The sequence below is a fragment of the Polaribacter porphyrae genome, from assembly GCF_002954685.1.
Taxonomy (GTDB): Bacteria; Bacteroidota; Bacteroidia; order Flavobacteriales; family Flavobacteriaceae; genus Polaribacter; species Polaribacter porphyrae.
This window is the reverse complement of sequence record NZ_MSCN01000001.1, coordinates 1,615,182-1,631,217: the sequence shown is the minus strand read 5'-3', so window position 1 is coordinate 1,631,217 and position 16,036 is coordinate 1,615,182. Positions and strand designations below refer to the sequence as shown.

Annotated in this window: 9 protein-coding genes; all 9 read right to left on the bottom strand. The window is 30.3% G+C overall.

The window, feature by feature from the left end; translation table 11 throughout:
• Positions 1–179: 179 nt before the first annotated feature.
• The gene (locus BTO18_RS07270; protein WP_105015592.1) at positions 180–2,711 is read right to left on the bottom strand and encodes a PQQ-dependent sugar dehydrogenase; all 2,532 of its coding nucleotides are present in this window, start codon (positions 2,709–2,711) and stop codon (positions 180–182) included.
• 222 nt (positions 2,712–2,933) lie between these two features.
• Positions 2,934–3,644: a hypothetical protein gene (locus BTO18_RS07265; RefSeq protein ID WP_105015591.1), complete on the bottom strand. Its 711-nt coding sequence runs from the start codon at positions 3,642–3,644 to the stop codon at positions 2,934–2,936.
• A 172-nt stretch (positions 3,645–3,816) separates the two neighbouring features.
• A complete protein-coding gene (locus tag BTO18_RS07260; protein ID WP_105015590.1) occupies positions 3,817–6,396 on the bottom strand; it encodes a carboxypeptidase-like regulatory domain-containing protein in 2,580 nt (859 codons plus the stop codon).
• Positions 6,396–7,298 carry a FecR family protein gene (locus BTO18_RS07255; RefSeq protein WP_105015589.1) on the bottom strand — a complete coding sequence of 301 codons (903 nt, stop codon included), beginning with the start codon at positions 7,296–7,298 and terminating at the stop codon, positions 6,396–6,398. The genes BTO18_RS07260 and BTO18_RS07255 overlap by 1 nt, the downstream gene beginning before the upstream one ends.
• Before the next feature lie 44 nt (positions 7,299–7,342).
• A complete protein-coding gene (locus BTO18_RS07250) occupies positions 7,343–7,858 on the bottom strand; it encodes an RNA polymerase sigma factor (RefSeq protein WP_105015588.1) in 516 nt (171 codons plus the stop codon).
• Positions 7,859–8,072: 214 nt separating this feature from the next.
• Positions 8,073–9,341 carry a DUF4302 domain-containing protein gene (locus BTO18_RS07245; RefSeq protein WP_105015587.1) on the bottom strand — a complete coding sequence of 423 codons (1,269 nt, stop codon included), beginning with the start codon at positions 9,339–9,341 and terminating at the stop codon, positions 8,073–8,075.
• A gap of 11 nt (positions 9,342–9,352) precedes the next feature.
• Complete coding sequence (locus BTO18_RS07240) at positions 9,353–10,201, bottom strand: substrate import-associated zinc metallohydrolase lipoprotein (protein ID WP_105015586.1); 849 nt, start codon at positions 10,199–10,201, stop codon at positions 9,353–9,355.
• Between the two features lie 27 nt (positions 10,202–10,228).
• Positions 10,229–11,722 (bottom strand): RagB/SusD family nutrient uptake outer membrane protein, encoded by a 1,494-nt coding sequence (locus BTO18_RS07235; protein ID WP_105015585.1) that lies wholly within the window; start codon positions 11,720–11,722, stop codon positions 10,229–10,231.
• Between the two features lie 11 nt (positions 11,723–11,733).
• Positions 11,734–15,180, bottom strand: a complete 3,447-nt coding sequence (locus BTO18_RS07230; RefSeq protein WP_105015584.1) for a SusC/RagA family TonB-linked outer membrane protein — start codon at positions 15,178–15,180, stop codon at positions 11,734–11,736.
• Positions 15,181–16,036 lie beyond the last annotated feature (856 nt).

Sequence of the window (16,036 nt, the reverse complement as noted above, 5' to 3'; positions counted from 1 at the left end):
AAGCAATATAAAGTTTCGATTTTAAGATTCTCTATATTTCACACACTATATTTTCATAAGTTTTACTGTCATCGCTAAAATCGTGCTGATAGAAATATTCTCCTCCCACATATTTATTATAACTTTTAATTTATCACATTTTTATATTATATGGTAGGATTAAAATTTTAAAGGTATTTTTATTTTTTAATGATTTTAATTGTTTTTGAATCCTCAATTCTTAAAAAATAAAATCCAGGATTATAGTTATACAAATTTAACGAAGCACTATTTCCTTTTTTAATAACTTGCCCCAAACTGTTCGTTAACACCCAGTTGTATTTTTTTGAAAGGTTTAGTATATCAGTTGTAGGATTTGGATAATAATTAAATTTAAAATACTCATCTGTTTCAATCGCCAAAACATTGTCTGATTTCCATAATGCCGTATTATTTGCATTTTGCGCTCCTGCTTTAGAAAAATTGCCCCCGGCAAATATGTTTTCTTTACCATTGACATGAGAAGAGAAACTTAAATCATTTATTTTGATATCAACACCTACTTGAGTATTTTTTCCTAAAGCTTCCCAACCCTTTGCAGCACTCCATCTGGCTATATGATTAACAATACTATTTTGGCTCGTATTAAAAGCGATACTAAAAGCACCACCCACATATAAATAGGTGCCATCATGTAACAATGCATTTACATTATTATTGACACCTTTGCCAAGAGTTGACCAAGATGAGGTAGTTTTATTCCATTTTGCGATTCTATTTACTGTTTTAGTACCTGCAATTGCAAAATTTCCACCCAAAAAAACATCTGTAGGAGTAGATACAATAGCATGTACAAAACCACTAGTTCCAGCTCCTAATGTACCCCAATTTTTTCCATTCCACGTAGCAATTCTACTGGCATTTTTATCACCTGCTTTGCTAAAATTACCTCCCACATACAAGATGCCATTACTATCAAGATGCAATGATCTTATTTCATTGTTTGTTCCTGCAGTTGATGTTGTGGCATCGGTTAAAGCACTCCATGCAGCACCATTCCAAAACCCAATATTTTTGACTGTAGTCCCATTAATCGTTTCAAAAACACCTGCGGCGTAAATTTTGTTATTTCCATCTGTTTCCAAAGCTAATACAGAACCCTCTATTCCTGTACCTAATGCTGTCCATGCAGTACCATTCCATACCGCAATGTTTTTTGCTGCAACTCCACCAATTTTTGTAAACGAGCCTGCTGCATACAAATAACCATTAGGTGTAATTTTTAGTGCATTTATTGTTCCATTTGCACCACTTCCTAAAGCACTCCATCCTGTTGTAGAATTCCAAACCGCTATGTTATTAGCTGTAATGTTCCCTGCTTTATTAAAAGTTCCGCCATGATATACATTACCGTTTGCTCCAGTGGCAATAGCGTTGACTTGACCGTTAATAACACCCTTATCAAGGGGTTGCCAATCCCCAATACCATTTACAGCAACACCTTGTGGAGGTGTAACACCATCTTCTAATTTATATAGTTGAGCATTGGGTTTATAATCGCTAAAATATATTTCTCCATCTTTGTCAACACCAAACGATGAGACATATTCTCCGTTTGTTTTAAAGAGTAATGTACGGCTTGCGGCTCCTTTAGAAGAATTATAATCTAATGCCCATACTCGTCCACTTATATAATCTCCAAAAATATATTTAGAATTTATACTTGGAGTAAGACTGGTTATTTTAGAACCTCTGTATACATAACCCCCCGTAATTGATTTATCGCCTTGGGTTTGATTGTAAAAGAATATGGGAGAAGTAATGGTTTCATTAATTACTATATTTGGATTGGCTACAGAATTTGCTTCAAATCTACTCCATCCATAATTTTTTCCATTTTCAATAAGGTTTATTTCTTCAAATGCATTTTGGCCAACATCTGCCCCCCAAAGTCTTCCTGTGGGATTATCAAATGAAAATTTCCAAGTATTTCTAATACCATAAGCATAGATTTCATCTAGACCAGTTTTTCCGACAAATGGGTTATCGCTAGGTATTTCATACCTACCATTAGGTAGAATTGGGTTGGTTTCAATAGGGTTACTTCCATCTAAGTCTACATCAATTCTACAGATACTTCCAAAGATGGTATTTTTATTTTGTCCATTTCCTTGCGGATCGTTTCCTCCACCTCCATCTCCAAATGAAATATATAAATACCCATCAGGACCAAATGCTATTTTACCACCATTGTGGTTTCCGTTATTTTGATTTTTATCAAATTGGAAAATGATGTACTCGCTATTAGCATCGGCTACATTATTGTTGTTCGAATGAATAGAAAAACGAGATAGTACCATTCTTACTTCTACTCCAGGAATAGGACTGTTAGTTGTATAATATACATAAAAGTAACCATTGTTTGCATAATCTGGATGAAAAGCTAAACCCAATAAACCTATTTCTTGACCATAATCTCCGTCATTATAGCTAACGCGATTTGAAATATTTAAAAATGTAGTTACGTTGGTAGAAGTAACATTGGGATCTCTAGGGAAAACTTTAATACGTCCAGGTTGCTCAACCACAAACATACGATCTGAGCCATCTGGTGGAGATAGTAACTCTACTGGAAATTCAAAATTTATGTTAGGAAATGCTGGCTTGTATGTAATTTGATTGTAAGTGGTGTGTGCTAATGCTAGAAAGAAAATAATTAGAAATGTTCTCATAAAATAACTTATTTATGTATTGTTGTAGTAGATATGAATGTAAAAAAATCTTTAAAATTTGAAAATCAATTCAAGTAAACTACTATTGTATTAAATGAGACTTTCCCTTTTACGGTTTTACATATAGCATTATAACAAGCTACTTTCAATTTACCCTAATTTTAAATAAAAATAAATGAGAGCATTTTTTGCTCTCATTTATAACTTTTCAATGAAGTAATTTTATTTTAAAATTGTGTAAGCAACAACGAGGTTTTCTAAAGTTACACTTCCTCCAGCTTTACCATCTTCTTCTTTAATAGTATTTTTGGTAAGCTTTCTTGTTAAATGTATTTTAGCTTTGCCAGCCTTTAAATCTTTCAAATCTTCTTTTTTAATGGTTATAGATGTAGCACCTATTTTACTGGTTGATGGAATTGCACTAGTTTTTCCACGTTGATAAACAATAACATAAACTTCTTCTCCAGCTTTAATGGGATTTCCCTTCCATATTATGGTATTATCTTTTTTGAGCTCTAGTTTATCATGTCCAGATTTAAATTCTATATTTGATATATCTTTTGAGCTAAAGGTGTTATTAAATTTTTTAGTTCCATTTTTAACATATGTAAATTTTGCATTTAATAGTCCTTTTTGATTTTTCCAGCTATAAAAATAACCATCAATCACAGCTGTACTAAAAGCATCTTGCTTTTTCCCATTAAGCATAATACTTGATTTCCCTTTAAGAACAAGTCTTGTACCTGTTTTATCAATTGTTCTAAAAGTTGCTTTGGCTTCAGTTTGTTTCGTGGTTAAATTATACTTCACAAAATAATTTTGAAAAATAGGGTTTTCTGGCAAAATCATGTCAGAATCTCTACTTTCGCATCCAGTAAAAATAGCACTTATAGCTATTATCGCAATTATTAAAAATCTTTTAATTGTTTTCATTTCTTTAAATTTAAAATTGTTATTAATGTTGTTATATCAATAACAGATTAAACTTTAAAAACCCTAATTTAAAAAGGAAAATACAAGAAATTAATAGTAATTTACTTAATAATCAATAAGTTGTGATTTTAAAATGTGTATATAGATAGTATTACTTTAAGTTGAAAATTTTTTAAAAACTAGCTCTAAAAACGAGGTTTGGTGTAATCCCTAGTCCAAATTGATTGTTTTCAATTAAATTAATATCTTGGGTATTAGGGTTCTGTGAGATTACGTAGGAGGTATGTAATCGATTTTTTTGATTATATAGATTCAGTAGAGATATCCCTATTTTTCCTCTCCAAGTATTAGATTTCGAAAACTGAAATTGGTAAGTTCCAGAAAAATCTAAGCGATGGTAAACAGGTTGCCTACTACCATTAATCTTATCATAACTGATAGTGTTATCTTTGTCTATATTTAACTTTGTATAGGGTTTTCCTGTTCTGTATTTCCAACCCAATGACAAGTTAAAGTTTTTTAGTTTTAGAGAATGTACCCAGTTAAAACTATGACGTATATCAAAATTTCCACTATACTTTTTTTGTTCGCCAGAAATATCAAAGTGTAAATCAGCATTTGCAAGTGTATAGGAAACCCAAGTATTATAATTGTTAATCCTTTTTTTTATAAGAAAATCGACACCATAAATATGGCTATCTCCAATTGAAAAACCTTCAATAGTATTAGAAAAGCCCCTTGTAAAAGTTGTAAGTCCTTTTAATTTTTTAAAATAATTATCTACATTTATGCTCCAATTATTTTTTTTAAACTGTAAGTCAAAGCTAATTTGCTGGTTGTTTAAGACTGGGAAATCTTTTCCGTCTGCTAACGCCCAAATTTGATTTTCTAATCCAAAATCTGAAGTTATAAATTCTATAATTTGACTTATAGGTTGATTCTTAATTTCACCAGAAATCCCTATACTTAAATTTTTATTTAAATAAGATTTTAAATTAATTCGTGGTTCAAAAAATAATTCTTTGGTTACAGAAAAATGATGAACTCGCATGCCTAAATCCAATAAAATTTTTTTAGAAGACTCATAAGTATATTCTGTATAAAATGCGTTAGAAATATTATTTAGATTTTCTGTAATTATATAATCAGATTCTGGATTATATGATGTCTTATTTTCAAATAAAAAAGACACATTATTTTTAGAATATTGGTACCCCATTTCCAAAAGGTGCTTTTCTCCAAGTTGTATAGTATTGGCTAATTTTACTTCCGTTTCTTTAATATGATTTTCTTTTTTTATAGTAAGCATACCCACTTGATCAAAAGAGTCTTGACTTGTGTAATTTAAATGATAATTAGAGGTACTCAAACTTATATTTTGAGAAAACTTCTCATTCCATTGCCTTTTCCATAAAGTCAAAAAACCTAAGTTGTTAATCTTTAAATTATCCTTCTCTCTATCTTTGTAGTCTTCATTCGAAAATAGGGCACTGTAATCTAATCTATTTTTTACACTAAGGTTGCTAAAAGTAAATTTATCTTTTGGGTTAGGCTTAACTATAACTTTAATATTATAATCTGTAAAGTAAAATTTATTGTTAATTTCAGAAGTTTTTAAAGAATAGATATTTTCTGAAGCATTAATTCTAGAATTTTGAAAAACTTTTTTTGTTAGATTTTGATAAGTAAATGTATTTATAAAATCCGTATAAGATTGCCTGAATGAAGTAATAAATCCAACTTTTTTATTAAAAAGAGGAACTTTTAAAAAAGCATCTGCATGTGTCATGTTAAAACCGAATCCCCCAGTAGCTTTCTTTGGAATATCTTTTTTAGTATGTATATCTATAACACCAGAAACTCTATTGCCGTATTTTGCTTTTGCACCATTTTTATAGATGTTTATTTCATCGGTAATATAGGGATTAAAAGATGATATCATTCCAAATAAATGACCAGTTTGATACACCTTAATACCATCCCAAAGAATTAAATTTTGATCTGGTGTACCTCCTCTAATATGCAATCCAGATGCGGTTTCATTCGGGCTCTCAATACCTGGTAGATATTGTAAAGTTTCTAGAACATCTGGTTCTGTTAATCCAGGTAGTACCTCAAGCCTTTCTGGAGATATTTTAATTGTACCATCATTTTTTTGTAAGAAACCTTGTGTTATATACTCCTTAAGTACAATTTCATGAAGTATTTCATCAAATGTATGTAATGCAATATATTTACACTTAGAAGAAGTAAAATATTTAACAGGTATTTTCTGAGTCAAATAACCCAAATAACTAATGGAAAGTGTATCAGAGGCAAACACATTTAATAAATTAAAGTATCCTTTTGCATCTGTATTAGTTCCAGTACCTTGATTTAGGTTAATTATAGTCGCATCTTTTAATTTATCATTTGTTAACTTATCCAACACAAACCCACAAATAGTTATGGGTAGTTTTTTGTTTTTTTTTATAATGTAGTACCTATCGTTAATTTTCTCAAAAACAAAACCAGTAATTTCTTGTATTTTGCCAAGTATTTTTTGCAGTGTAGTTTTTTTGCTTACAATCGTAATCTTTCTGTTTTTTATAAGGTTGTCTAGATAAGAAAAGCGTAAATCAAATTTTTTTTCTAACTTTTTTAAAACAGCAGGCAAAGGTTCATCTTCAAAATTTATAGCAATTGAATCTTGAGAATAAATTTGAGTCTGAATCGATAGGAGTAAAAAAAATACCCAACACTTATGTTTCATTAATCTTTTGTAAGAATAATAGATGTATTATTTTTAAATTGATATTGTATTTCCATAGATGAAAAAACGGTACGTAGAGCAATATCTAAATTTTTATGACTAAAACTACCAGTAAAGCGTTTATTAGTATCAACACGATTAAAATTAATGTTTACATTATATTGCTTTTCAATCGCTAAAATAACAAGATACAAAGGAGCACCTTTAAAAGTACTTTCTCCTCTTATCCACGTTGGGTTTGTTTCTGTAAAATTAAATTTTTCAATTTCTTTATTAAAATCTCTATAAGCCAATCCTTTTGTAAGAAAAACGCTATCATCTAAGTTTTTTACTTGTACTTTACCTTCAAAACAAAATACCTCGTAAATATTATTTAAAGCGTTAACACTAAATTCTGTACCTAATACTTTAACTTCTTTGTCCTTCGAAATCACATAAAAGGAAGAACCCTTTTTAACTTTAAAATAGGCTTCTCCTTCAAGATGCACTTTTCGGTTTTGTTCCCATTTCTTTTCATCATATGATAAAGTAGATTTGGCATTTAAAATTACTTCAGATCCGTCTGGGAGTAGCAAGCTTAATTGTTCACCAAAATTTGTAGAATGTGTAACAGATGGGTTCAAATAATAGAATATACCAAATAGTATCGCTATAGAGGCAGCAGCTGCATAACCCCAATAAGGTAAAAATTTCTTACGTTTTGAGATTTTAGCAGTTTTATTATTTATATTCTTATAAAGTTTTTCTTTATCAAAATCAGGTACAGAAAATCTATCCATAGCAGCTAAAATTTCCTTATATTCTTTACAAGCTTCAGAAAATTCAAATTGATTCCTTTCTTCTTCGGTAAGCTTACCATCGAGCCATCTAGCTAAAAAAGGGTCATCATCATTTTTTCTCATAAGTATCTTTTATAATATAACCATTAACTATTAATATACCCTAATTATATTTTAAAGTTTATTTTTTGGCGTAAACCTAGTAACGCTTTATGCATCCTATATTCTACAGTTTTTACAGAAATTCCTAAAATTTCAGCAATTTCATGATATTTTTTTTTATCAATTCTGTTGAGTAAAAACACTACTCTTTGAGAATCTGTTAAGCTATTTATAGCATCTTGTAGCTTCTGCATAAATTCTTTCTCTTCCATAATAAAATCTGGACTCTCATAATCGAAGTTTGTAGCACTACTTTTTTGATAATTTAAAACTACTTTTTTGTGAGCCACATCGTTAAAAAAAAGGTTTTTAACAACTTTAAATAAAAAAGACTTAGCTTTCTCATAAAATACCTTGCTACAATTTTTCCAAAGCTTAACAAATGCTTCTTGTGTTAAATCTTCAGCTTGCTCAAGATTTCCACATTTATAGTAAATAAAATTACGGACTGTTTCCACGTGTTCTTCATATATACTTTTAAAAGTTTCAGAATCACAAACAGAAAGTTTTTTTTCAGACATCAGCAAGATAATCTTTTTAGTATATCCAAAACTACCATATTTTTTTAAAATATAAAACTCTTAACTTTTACTTGCTAAGAACTTAAGTTTTTTAGATGTTAATTAAAATTTTCATGTTTTAGTAACCTGTATAAAAACCTCTAATTCTAGAGGTTTTTATACAAGAATTTTAGCTTCCATTTTTGTAAAATATTAATAAACACTTTAGGTAAGTTTATCTCTTTATAATAAACCAAATTTTCCTGTTTTTTGTGCTAGTTAATTTTACTTGTCTAGGATTAGCTATAGGGGTAGGTTCTGTTTTATAAGGTGCATTTTTTGCAATAATATCTACCATAGGTAACAAATGCGTATAAAAACGCCAATTAAAGAGTCCAAAAAGTTTTTCAATATGTAGTTGATCTGCTTTTCCAGGCACTCCTTGGTAACTAACTACAAATTGAGAAGGATATCCACCTGTAGCAGTATTAGATCTAAAATAAATTCCTGGTAATGCAACACCTCTTATTCTTGCTGTACCTATACGAATTTTTTCTGATAGTTTTTCTGTTGGGTAACGTGTAGTGTTTGCCGCTTTTACCTTGTTAAATTCTGCTAAAAAAAGAGGAGACACATTGGGGGCTTTGGCTTCTATTGTCCAAAGTAAATTCATGTTAATAGGGGGGGAGAGTATGTAAATTATAAATTTTCCATCTTCAGAAACGAGTTGCCTCTTGTCATTACTTAATTTAAATGTATGATACTGCTTTTCACCAACTTTAATACTAGGTTTAATTAAGATGCCAGTAGCAGAAAATCCAACAGCAAAATTATAGGCATTACTTTTATCTATATTTGTAGCAAATCTTCTAGCATTGTTATAAGAAAATTTATAGGTTTTGTCTTTTATAATAAAAGATAATGTTTCACCGCTAATAGCTTTTTGTATTTCTTTATGTTTACTTAAGTTCTTCCAATCATCTGCACTTGCTTTTTTAAAACGTAACTCTATAAAACTTCTATTAGTTCTAAATATTAAGTCTTCACCGTCTTTACCATAATATAAAAATTCAAAATCACCTTTATATCCCTGACCTATAAAATCACTATCTGGGTATAAATCTGAATCTGATAAATCATGGATAACGTTTTTGGTTGTAAAACTTAATTTAATTGTAGAACCAACAACAATATCATACTCACTTTTTTTAGCCGTAAGATTATTCTTAAAGTCAGATGCCATTTTTACAATTTTATCATCTTCAAAATCAAATAAAAAAGTATATCCTCCTAATTTTGTACTATCGGTAAAATAAGTAACTTTCCAACCATCTTTAGAAGCTTTTAATAAATTTCTTACTTCTTGTTCTTTGCTATTTAGTCTTTTTGTTGGAGGTTCTGTAAATAATTCTTCAGGCGTATTTTCTTGGCAAGAAAATACAAATGATACTAATATAATACAAAGCCATGCTTTTAATAAATTATTTTTAATGTGGTTTTTCATAATAATATTATTTAGTTAAGTACTCTTTCTATGTTTCTTGCAGCAACACTTTGTAATTCGTATATGTCTATATCAAATTCTGTTTTAAAATAACTAGCTACAATAGCTTCTTTTTTTCGTATGGCTTCTTTTGCCTTTTTACTTTTAATAGCGTCTATAATAGCATTATAGTCTGTATTATTGTAAGATAAAATAGTGGTAAGCATTTCTGCAAAGTCTTCTATAACATTTGCTCTAGCATAATCTGTAATAAATCCTAACTCTCTTGCATCCGGAATACTGGTTTCATACCATTGTGCCGTATAACCAGAAGGGGTAATTTTTCGTATCGCTTCTTCGTCAAAGGGTACAGTTTGGTTTATAATGTGGCAGTATTCATGTTGAATCGTACTAACAAAACGTATCAAATTAGGTCTGTTTTTAATATTTAAAGTGTTTGTATTAAAAAATGTTATTCTTTTACCACCTTCTGCCAAGCCTAAAGTTACAGTTCCAGATGCATTTCTATTCACTCCACCAACAAGCAGTATTTCTCTAGGGGCTATCCTTTTAACAAAATTTGGTCCAGCAACTTCATTATACGTTTCTAGCCAAATGGTCTTTATAGCTTCCATAGCTACCTTTACAGAATCTTTAATAGGCGGATGCAAATACCTATTTAAATCTACTCTATTTTCATTCCAATGGTAAGACACTTCTATATTATAAGGATTAGTATAGTTTTCTCTTAACCATGTATCTAAAGCACTTAATGTAGGTTTTTTAATATCTAATTCACTTTGTGTTAAGGGAGATTCATTATCAGAACAGGCAAATACTAACAGAAGTACACCCAATACAATAAAAATTATTTTTTTCATAATAAACTTGTTTTTTAATAGTTATAATTATTTCGGATTTTGTTGCAGGCCAAATTGTATAGCAGAGGCGGGTATTTGAAGAACTCTTCTATTATCATCTTTATTAAGAGTAAGCGTACCACTGCCTTCTAACTCATGCTCTACTTTTAAATTAAATCGCTTTACATCAAACCAACGTAACCCTTCATGATAGAACTCTCTTCTTTTGTATTCGGCAATTCCTTTAATATAAGAGGTCTGGGTAGCATCAATAGTATAAAATGGGGTAAATTCATCTGCCACAACAGGATACTTGTTTTTTACTATAGTTTCTGTAAGATTATCTGTGGCTGCATTATAACCTCTTGTTTTAAAACTTAAAAATATATTTAAATCGCTTAATGCGCCAGCATAATTCTTCTTCATAACGTAGGCCTCAGCTCTATTTAATAAAGCTTCATCTTTAGTAAACAATACAATTCCTAAAAATGGTAGCCCAATACCTGCACTAGCATTGGTAACTTTAAAATATTCTAAAAACTTAGCTCTAAAACGTACACCATTAGAATTATACCTAAAAGTAGGATAACTCCATCTTTTATTAAAAGGATTTGCAGTTTCAGAACTACCAAAAAGTTCTGGGAGTTTACCATTAGGGTCTAGACCAAACCTCGATGTAGAATGTGTTCTAGCATATAAAGAAGAAGTAGAAACAATAAGTAAATTACTATTATCTGTAACACTAGCATAACGTTGTCGCTGTTCACTAAATGAAAGAGCTCGGTATTCACCTATATTTCTTATTTGCGAGCCATCACTTATTGCTTTAGAAGAGTGTTCAATCACTTTATCCCAGTCCCCTTTATGCAAATAAAATCTAGAAGCAAAGGCATGAGCTGCTTCATTGTTAAAATGAAACTTTGGTTTATTATAATTGTTGGTAACCAGTTGTAGTCCATCTACTAAATCTTTTTCTATAAAATCATATACTTCTTGTATGGTATTTCTTTTATATTCCTTAATTAAAACAGTTTCTGGCTCTAATACATAAGGTACTCCCAAATCTGTGCTAGCTGTCGTAGGGTTGTATCTTTTACTCCAAAAACTAACCAACATAAAATGAGCGTATGCTCTTGCAATCAAAGCTTCTCCTTTTTGGGCTTTTAAATCAAACCCTCCTTCTAATTCTTTTATAGATTGTAATGCTTGATTGGCCTGAGAGATTGCTTCATAACAACTATTCCAATAAGATACAGGGGTATCTCTATCCTCTAGGTTTGTATTTTCCCATTTGTACAAAGCCATATCTAGGGGATTGGTATTTGTTATATTTTTGGTATCACCAACATTATCAGACATAAATTCTGCCATCATCATGTAATTGCCATCTGGATATGCATTTACCAGTAAAGATGATATTTTATCTGGTGTATCTATAAGAGTTCTATCATCAGGTAGCTCAGATAAGTAATCATCACATTGTGTTAAAAAAAGCACCAATGATAAGGTATATAAAGCTTTAGTAATCAGTTTTTTATTCATTGTTATTGTTTTTAAATTCCTAAATTTAGAGATAATGTGTACTGCCTTCTTATAGGTAAAGCAACTCCCCCTGCTTGGTAAAATTCAGGATCTTGGCCATTTAGTTTTTTGTCAGAATACAGTAAGAAAAGATTAGTTCCCTGCAGACTTACTTTAAAATATGATAAACCCAATTTTTCTACAAAACCTTTATCAAAATTATAACCAAGAGATATGTTTTTCATCCTAACAAAAGAACCATCAGCAACTCTAGCAGTAGAATTATTATATGCATTATAGGTCTGTACCAAAGTACTTCCATATTTTTGCTGTAATCTTCTACTAGCAATTACAGGAATATTGGTAATATTTTCATCCCCTGGAAGTAGCCATCTGTTTTTAAAATCTTTCGAAAACACATCTAAATCAGAGTAAGAACTCTTAAATCTAGGGTCTAACCTAATTTTATTACCACCAGAACCCGTAATTAAAAAATTAAGATTCCAGTTCTTATAGATAAATGTATTGGTAAAACCGCCACTTATATTTGGGTCTACAGAACCTTCAAATACAAGATAATCTGTAATATTTTCTAAATCTTGAAAATCAACGTTGTTTTTGTCTTTCGCCTTCGATAAATCAAATTTTGGTATACCTTCATTAGTAAGTCCGTCAAACTTAAAAGAAAATAAAGAATTAATAGGATAACCCTCCGCATTACCTCCTGTACCTCTTACAAGACCAAATACATTAGGTCTATTCTGTAGCTTTGTTATTTTTTGATTAAAGTAAGAAGCATTTAAAGAAGTAATCCATGAAAAATTGTCAGTTTTAACGTTTGTAGTTGAGAGAGAAAATTCTATACCATTTGTCTTTACACTCGCATTATTACCTTGTTTTATAAACTCTCCTCCAATTCCAGAAGTTCTTACAAAATCTACATTATCAAATATATCTCTAAAATACACATCTGTAGTTACTGCTATTCTATTGTTAAAGAGGCCTAAATCTAGTCCCAAATTAAGTTCATATTGTTTTTCCCAAGTAAGTTCAGAATTTTGTAATGAAGCTATGTTTAAAGCAGATTCTCTGTCAGAACTATTTAACCTGTCGGTAATTTGAGTTCTAAAGATAGGCAATGCGTTGGTTGCAGCACCAGGGGTAGCAACCAAACCATAAGACGCTCTTAATTGTAAGTTGTTTATGGTTTCTTCTATATTTTTCATAAAATCTTCACCGCTTAAATTCCATTTTGCACTTATTGTTCCTGTGGGCAACCATCTAGAACTAGCACTTCTTCCTTGTTTGTTAGAACCATCATACCTTCCTGTAATGGAAAAAATGTAACGGTTGTCAAAAGCGTAAGTAGCTTTTCCAAAAAAGGCAACGGTTCTTTCTCTCTCTTGTGATACTGAAAAATAATTACCCCCACCTTCTATTATTTTTTCTAACAGCCTTGGGTCTGTAAAAGGGGTGTAGCCATTATCAAATTGCAAACCATAACCTGTCAAACCATTTCTGTTACGATCAACATATCTCATCTCCTGTCCCAATAAAAAATCAAACTCATGTTTTTCATTTACTTCTGCAGTATAGCTTAAGCTATTCCTTAAGTAATAGGTTGTTAAATAATTATCATTTTTAGTGTAAATACCACCTCTTGGAAAAACGGGTACAGGGATAGCATTTAAGTCATTAGGGTCTGTATATAAAAAAATATTAGCGTTTCTTACAATAGTTGTCTCGTCTGCATTATACGCTTTTACAACATTAGAATTTCTTTTAACGTTGTGTTCAATAGTACTATTTACATATCTTGTAGAAGCATTAAAATTGTAAGTTAATTGGTCTGTTAATTTGTATTCAGCATCAATTTGTAAACGAAGATCTCTTAAATTTAAATCTAAATAATTATTGTTTATTTCATCAAGAATATTAAAGGGAGCCCAATTATTTCTATAGTATTCTAACTGGCCATTAGAATCTTTTGGTCTTAATGTTCTAGAAGTATTTAAAGCATAACTAAACGGATTAATATCAAAATTTCTTGTTACGGATCCAAAAAAACTATCGGTTTGTCTGCCAAAAGTTCCAGGAGCTCTTTGTTTTCTAATAGATGCATTTGCAGATACAGTTAAATTAAATGTATCAGAAAAATAAAAAGTATTTTTAAGGTTTGCAGTCAATCTAGTTATTTTCTCAGATATAGACCACCCAGGGTCAGTAAAAAAACTCAAAGAAGAATAAAAAGAATTGTTTTCACCTCCTCCAGTAAAACTTAACGAATGATTTTGGGTTAAGCTTTGTCTAAATAAAGTTTTAAACCAATTGGTATTTGCCAATTCATACTGTTGCAAAAATTTGTTTTTAGCTTCTGGTGTGTTAGCTAGTAAAAAGGAATTTGTAGACGGGTTAAAGGTATTTATTTTATCAGCCATTATATAATAAATTCCTCCATATCTAGCTTGTGCAACCTGCGGCAATTCCAAAAATCCTTTTGACTCTAATTCTTTTAGTATAGATAAGTTTTCTTTAGAGTTAAGAATATCGTAGTTAGAATACTGGGGGATATCTCTTATCGTTTCTTCTAAAGAATAAGATATTTTAAGAGGGGTAGATTTTCTTCCACTCTTGGTGGTAATAACAACCACACCATTTCGGGCTCTTGCACCATACAATGATGTTGCAGAGGCATCTTTTAATATATCAATTTTAGAAATATCATTAGCACTAATACCTGCAATAGAAGAGCTTATTAAGGTTTCTGCATTTCCAGAAGTAAGTTGAGAAAAATCCGCTTCAACAATATCTTCTTGCACCACACCATCAATAACATATAGAGGGGTGTTGTTTCCAAAAACTGATGAAGATCCACGAATAGTAATTTTTGGTGCAGCTCCAAATGTTCCAGAGATGTTCTGTATATTTACCCCAGCAGAACGTCCTTCTAACATCCTAGTTACATCAATAACACCATCTAATTTTAAGTCAGCTATTTTTATAGTCGATGTGGCTCCTGTAAATTTCTTTTTAGATACCTTGTCATAACCTGTAGTAATAACAATCCCTTCCAAGTTCTCAGAAGATTCAGATAGTACTACATTAATAATAGTAGAAGTAGTAACCCTTATTTCTCTGGTTTGAAAACCTAAAGATTGAAAAATTAAAACATCTCCTTCTTTTGCGTTAATAGAATAATTTCCATCAAAGTCAGAAGCAACACCTTTGTTTGTCCCTTTAATTAAAACACTTACACCCCCAATAGGTTGGCTATTAGTGTCAGTAATAGAACCCGTAATTTTTTTCTGAAAAATGTTTTTTCCTGATGTAAAATTATCAATAGAGAGTAATGTATTTAATGATATTTTAGGAGTAATTAAAGAATAATAGGGGGGAGATAAAAGGCAGAAAAGCGCTACTGTACTGACGGAAAATACTTTTTTTCTCGGAAGAAAAAAATCAATGAATTTAATTTTCATAAATTTGTTAGAGTTAAATTAATTTAATTACATAGTGATAGAATGCAGTTTATATATTGTGGCGATGTATAAAACTGCATTCTTTTATTTTCAAATTTCTATTTCACAAATCATAATGTCAACAAAAAAATTCTATTAAAACATCATAAGAGTATAATACTCGATTGATAATTTTGTAGTAGAATTTTTTGATAGTTTTAATAAAGAACAGTTAAGAAAAAAAATACCCTAAAGTTTTTTTGCATTTTTTTAACTTTTTAATAACATTTTTTTTAAGGGTCAAGATTAAGTATTGTAAATTCTTAATAACAAAGAAGTTAGAAAAAAAAGTTTTTTTTAAAAAAAAAGTATTAAAATAAAGTTAACAGTATTATTCCATCAGAGGTACTACGAGAAATTTCATAATTGTAATAGCAAAAAATAGTAAAGAATCATGTCACCCTGAACATGTCGAAGGGTATCATCAAGAAAAAAAGTATAAAATAATAAATATGTCAGTTCGAGCATTGGTTCTAATGAAAAGAAAGTTTCATTAGAAGTAGCCAACGAAGTTGTCGAGAACCTTTCAAACGCCAACAAAAAAACCTGTCAGTTCGAGTACTCTAAGCTCGCGAAGAGTGTATCGAGAACCAAAAAGAGTAAGAATTAAAAAAGCAAATCACTATCCAAACTGCCATAGAATCTGGCAGACGAGTGTCTTATGTTTGAAAATCAAGTAAAATGAAATGCTGTCTGAGAATTGCCGAAAAACAAAATGCATTTTGTTTTGAAGGTAGCAAGCGAAGCTTAGTTCATTTCATTTAGTGATTGAAAACTAGAAAGACCGTCGAAGATTCAAGGCTTGATTTTTTGTTAC

Excerpts from the sequence above, each read along its gene's own strand:
- BTO18_RS07270 (WP_105015592.1), bottom strand. The coding sequence starts at position 2,711 with ATGAGAACATTTCTAATTATTTTCTTTCTAGCATTAGCACACACCACT.
- BTO18_RS07265 (WP_105015591.1), bottom strand. The coding sequence starts at position 3,644 with ATGAAAACAATTAAAAGATTTTTAATAATTGCGATAATAGCTATAAGT.
- BTO18_RS07260 (WP_105015590.1), bottom strand. The coding sequence starts at position 6,396 with ATGAAACATAAGTGTTGGGTATTTTTTTTACTCCTATCGATTCAGACT.
- BTO18_RS07255 (WP_105015589.1), bottom strand. The coding sequence starts at position 7,298 with ATGAGAAAAAATGATGATGACCCTTTTTTAGCTAGATGGCTCGATGGT.
- BTO18_RS07250 (WP_105015588.1), bottom strand. The coding sequence starts at position 7,858 with ATGTCTGAAAAAAAACTTTCTGTTTGTGATTCTGAAACTTTTAAAAGT.
- BTO18_RS07245 (WP_105015587.1), bottom strand. The coding sequence starts at position 9,341 with ATGAAAAACCACATTAAAAATAATTTATTAAAAGCATGGCTTTGTATT.
- BTO18_RS07240 (WP_105015586.1), bottom strand. The coding sequence starts at position 10,201 with ATGAAAAAAATAATTTTTATTGTATTGGGTGTACTTCTGTTAGTATTT.
- BTO18_RS07235 (WP_105015585.1), bottom strand. The coding sequence starts at position 11,722 with ATGAATAAAAAACTGATTACTAAAGCTTTATATACCTTATCATTGGTG.
- BTO18_RS07230 (WP_105015584.1), bottom strand. The coding sequence starts at position 15,180 with ATGAAAATTAAATTCATTGATTTTTTTCTTCCGAGAAAAAAAGTATTT.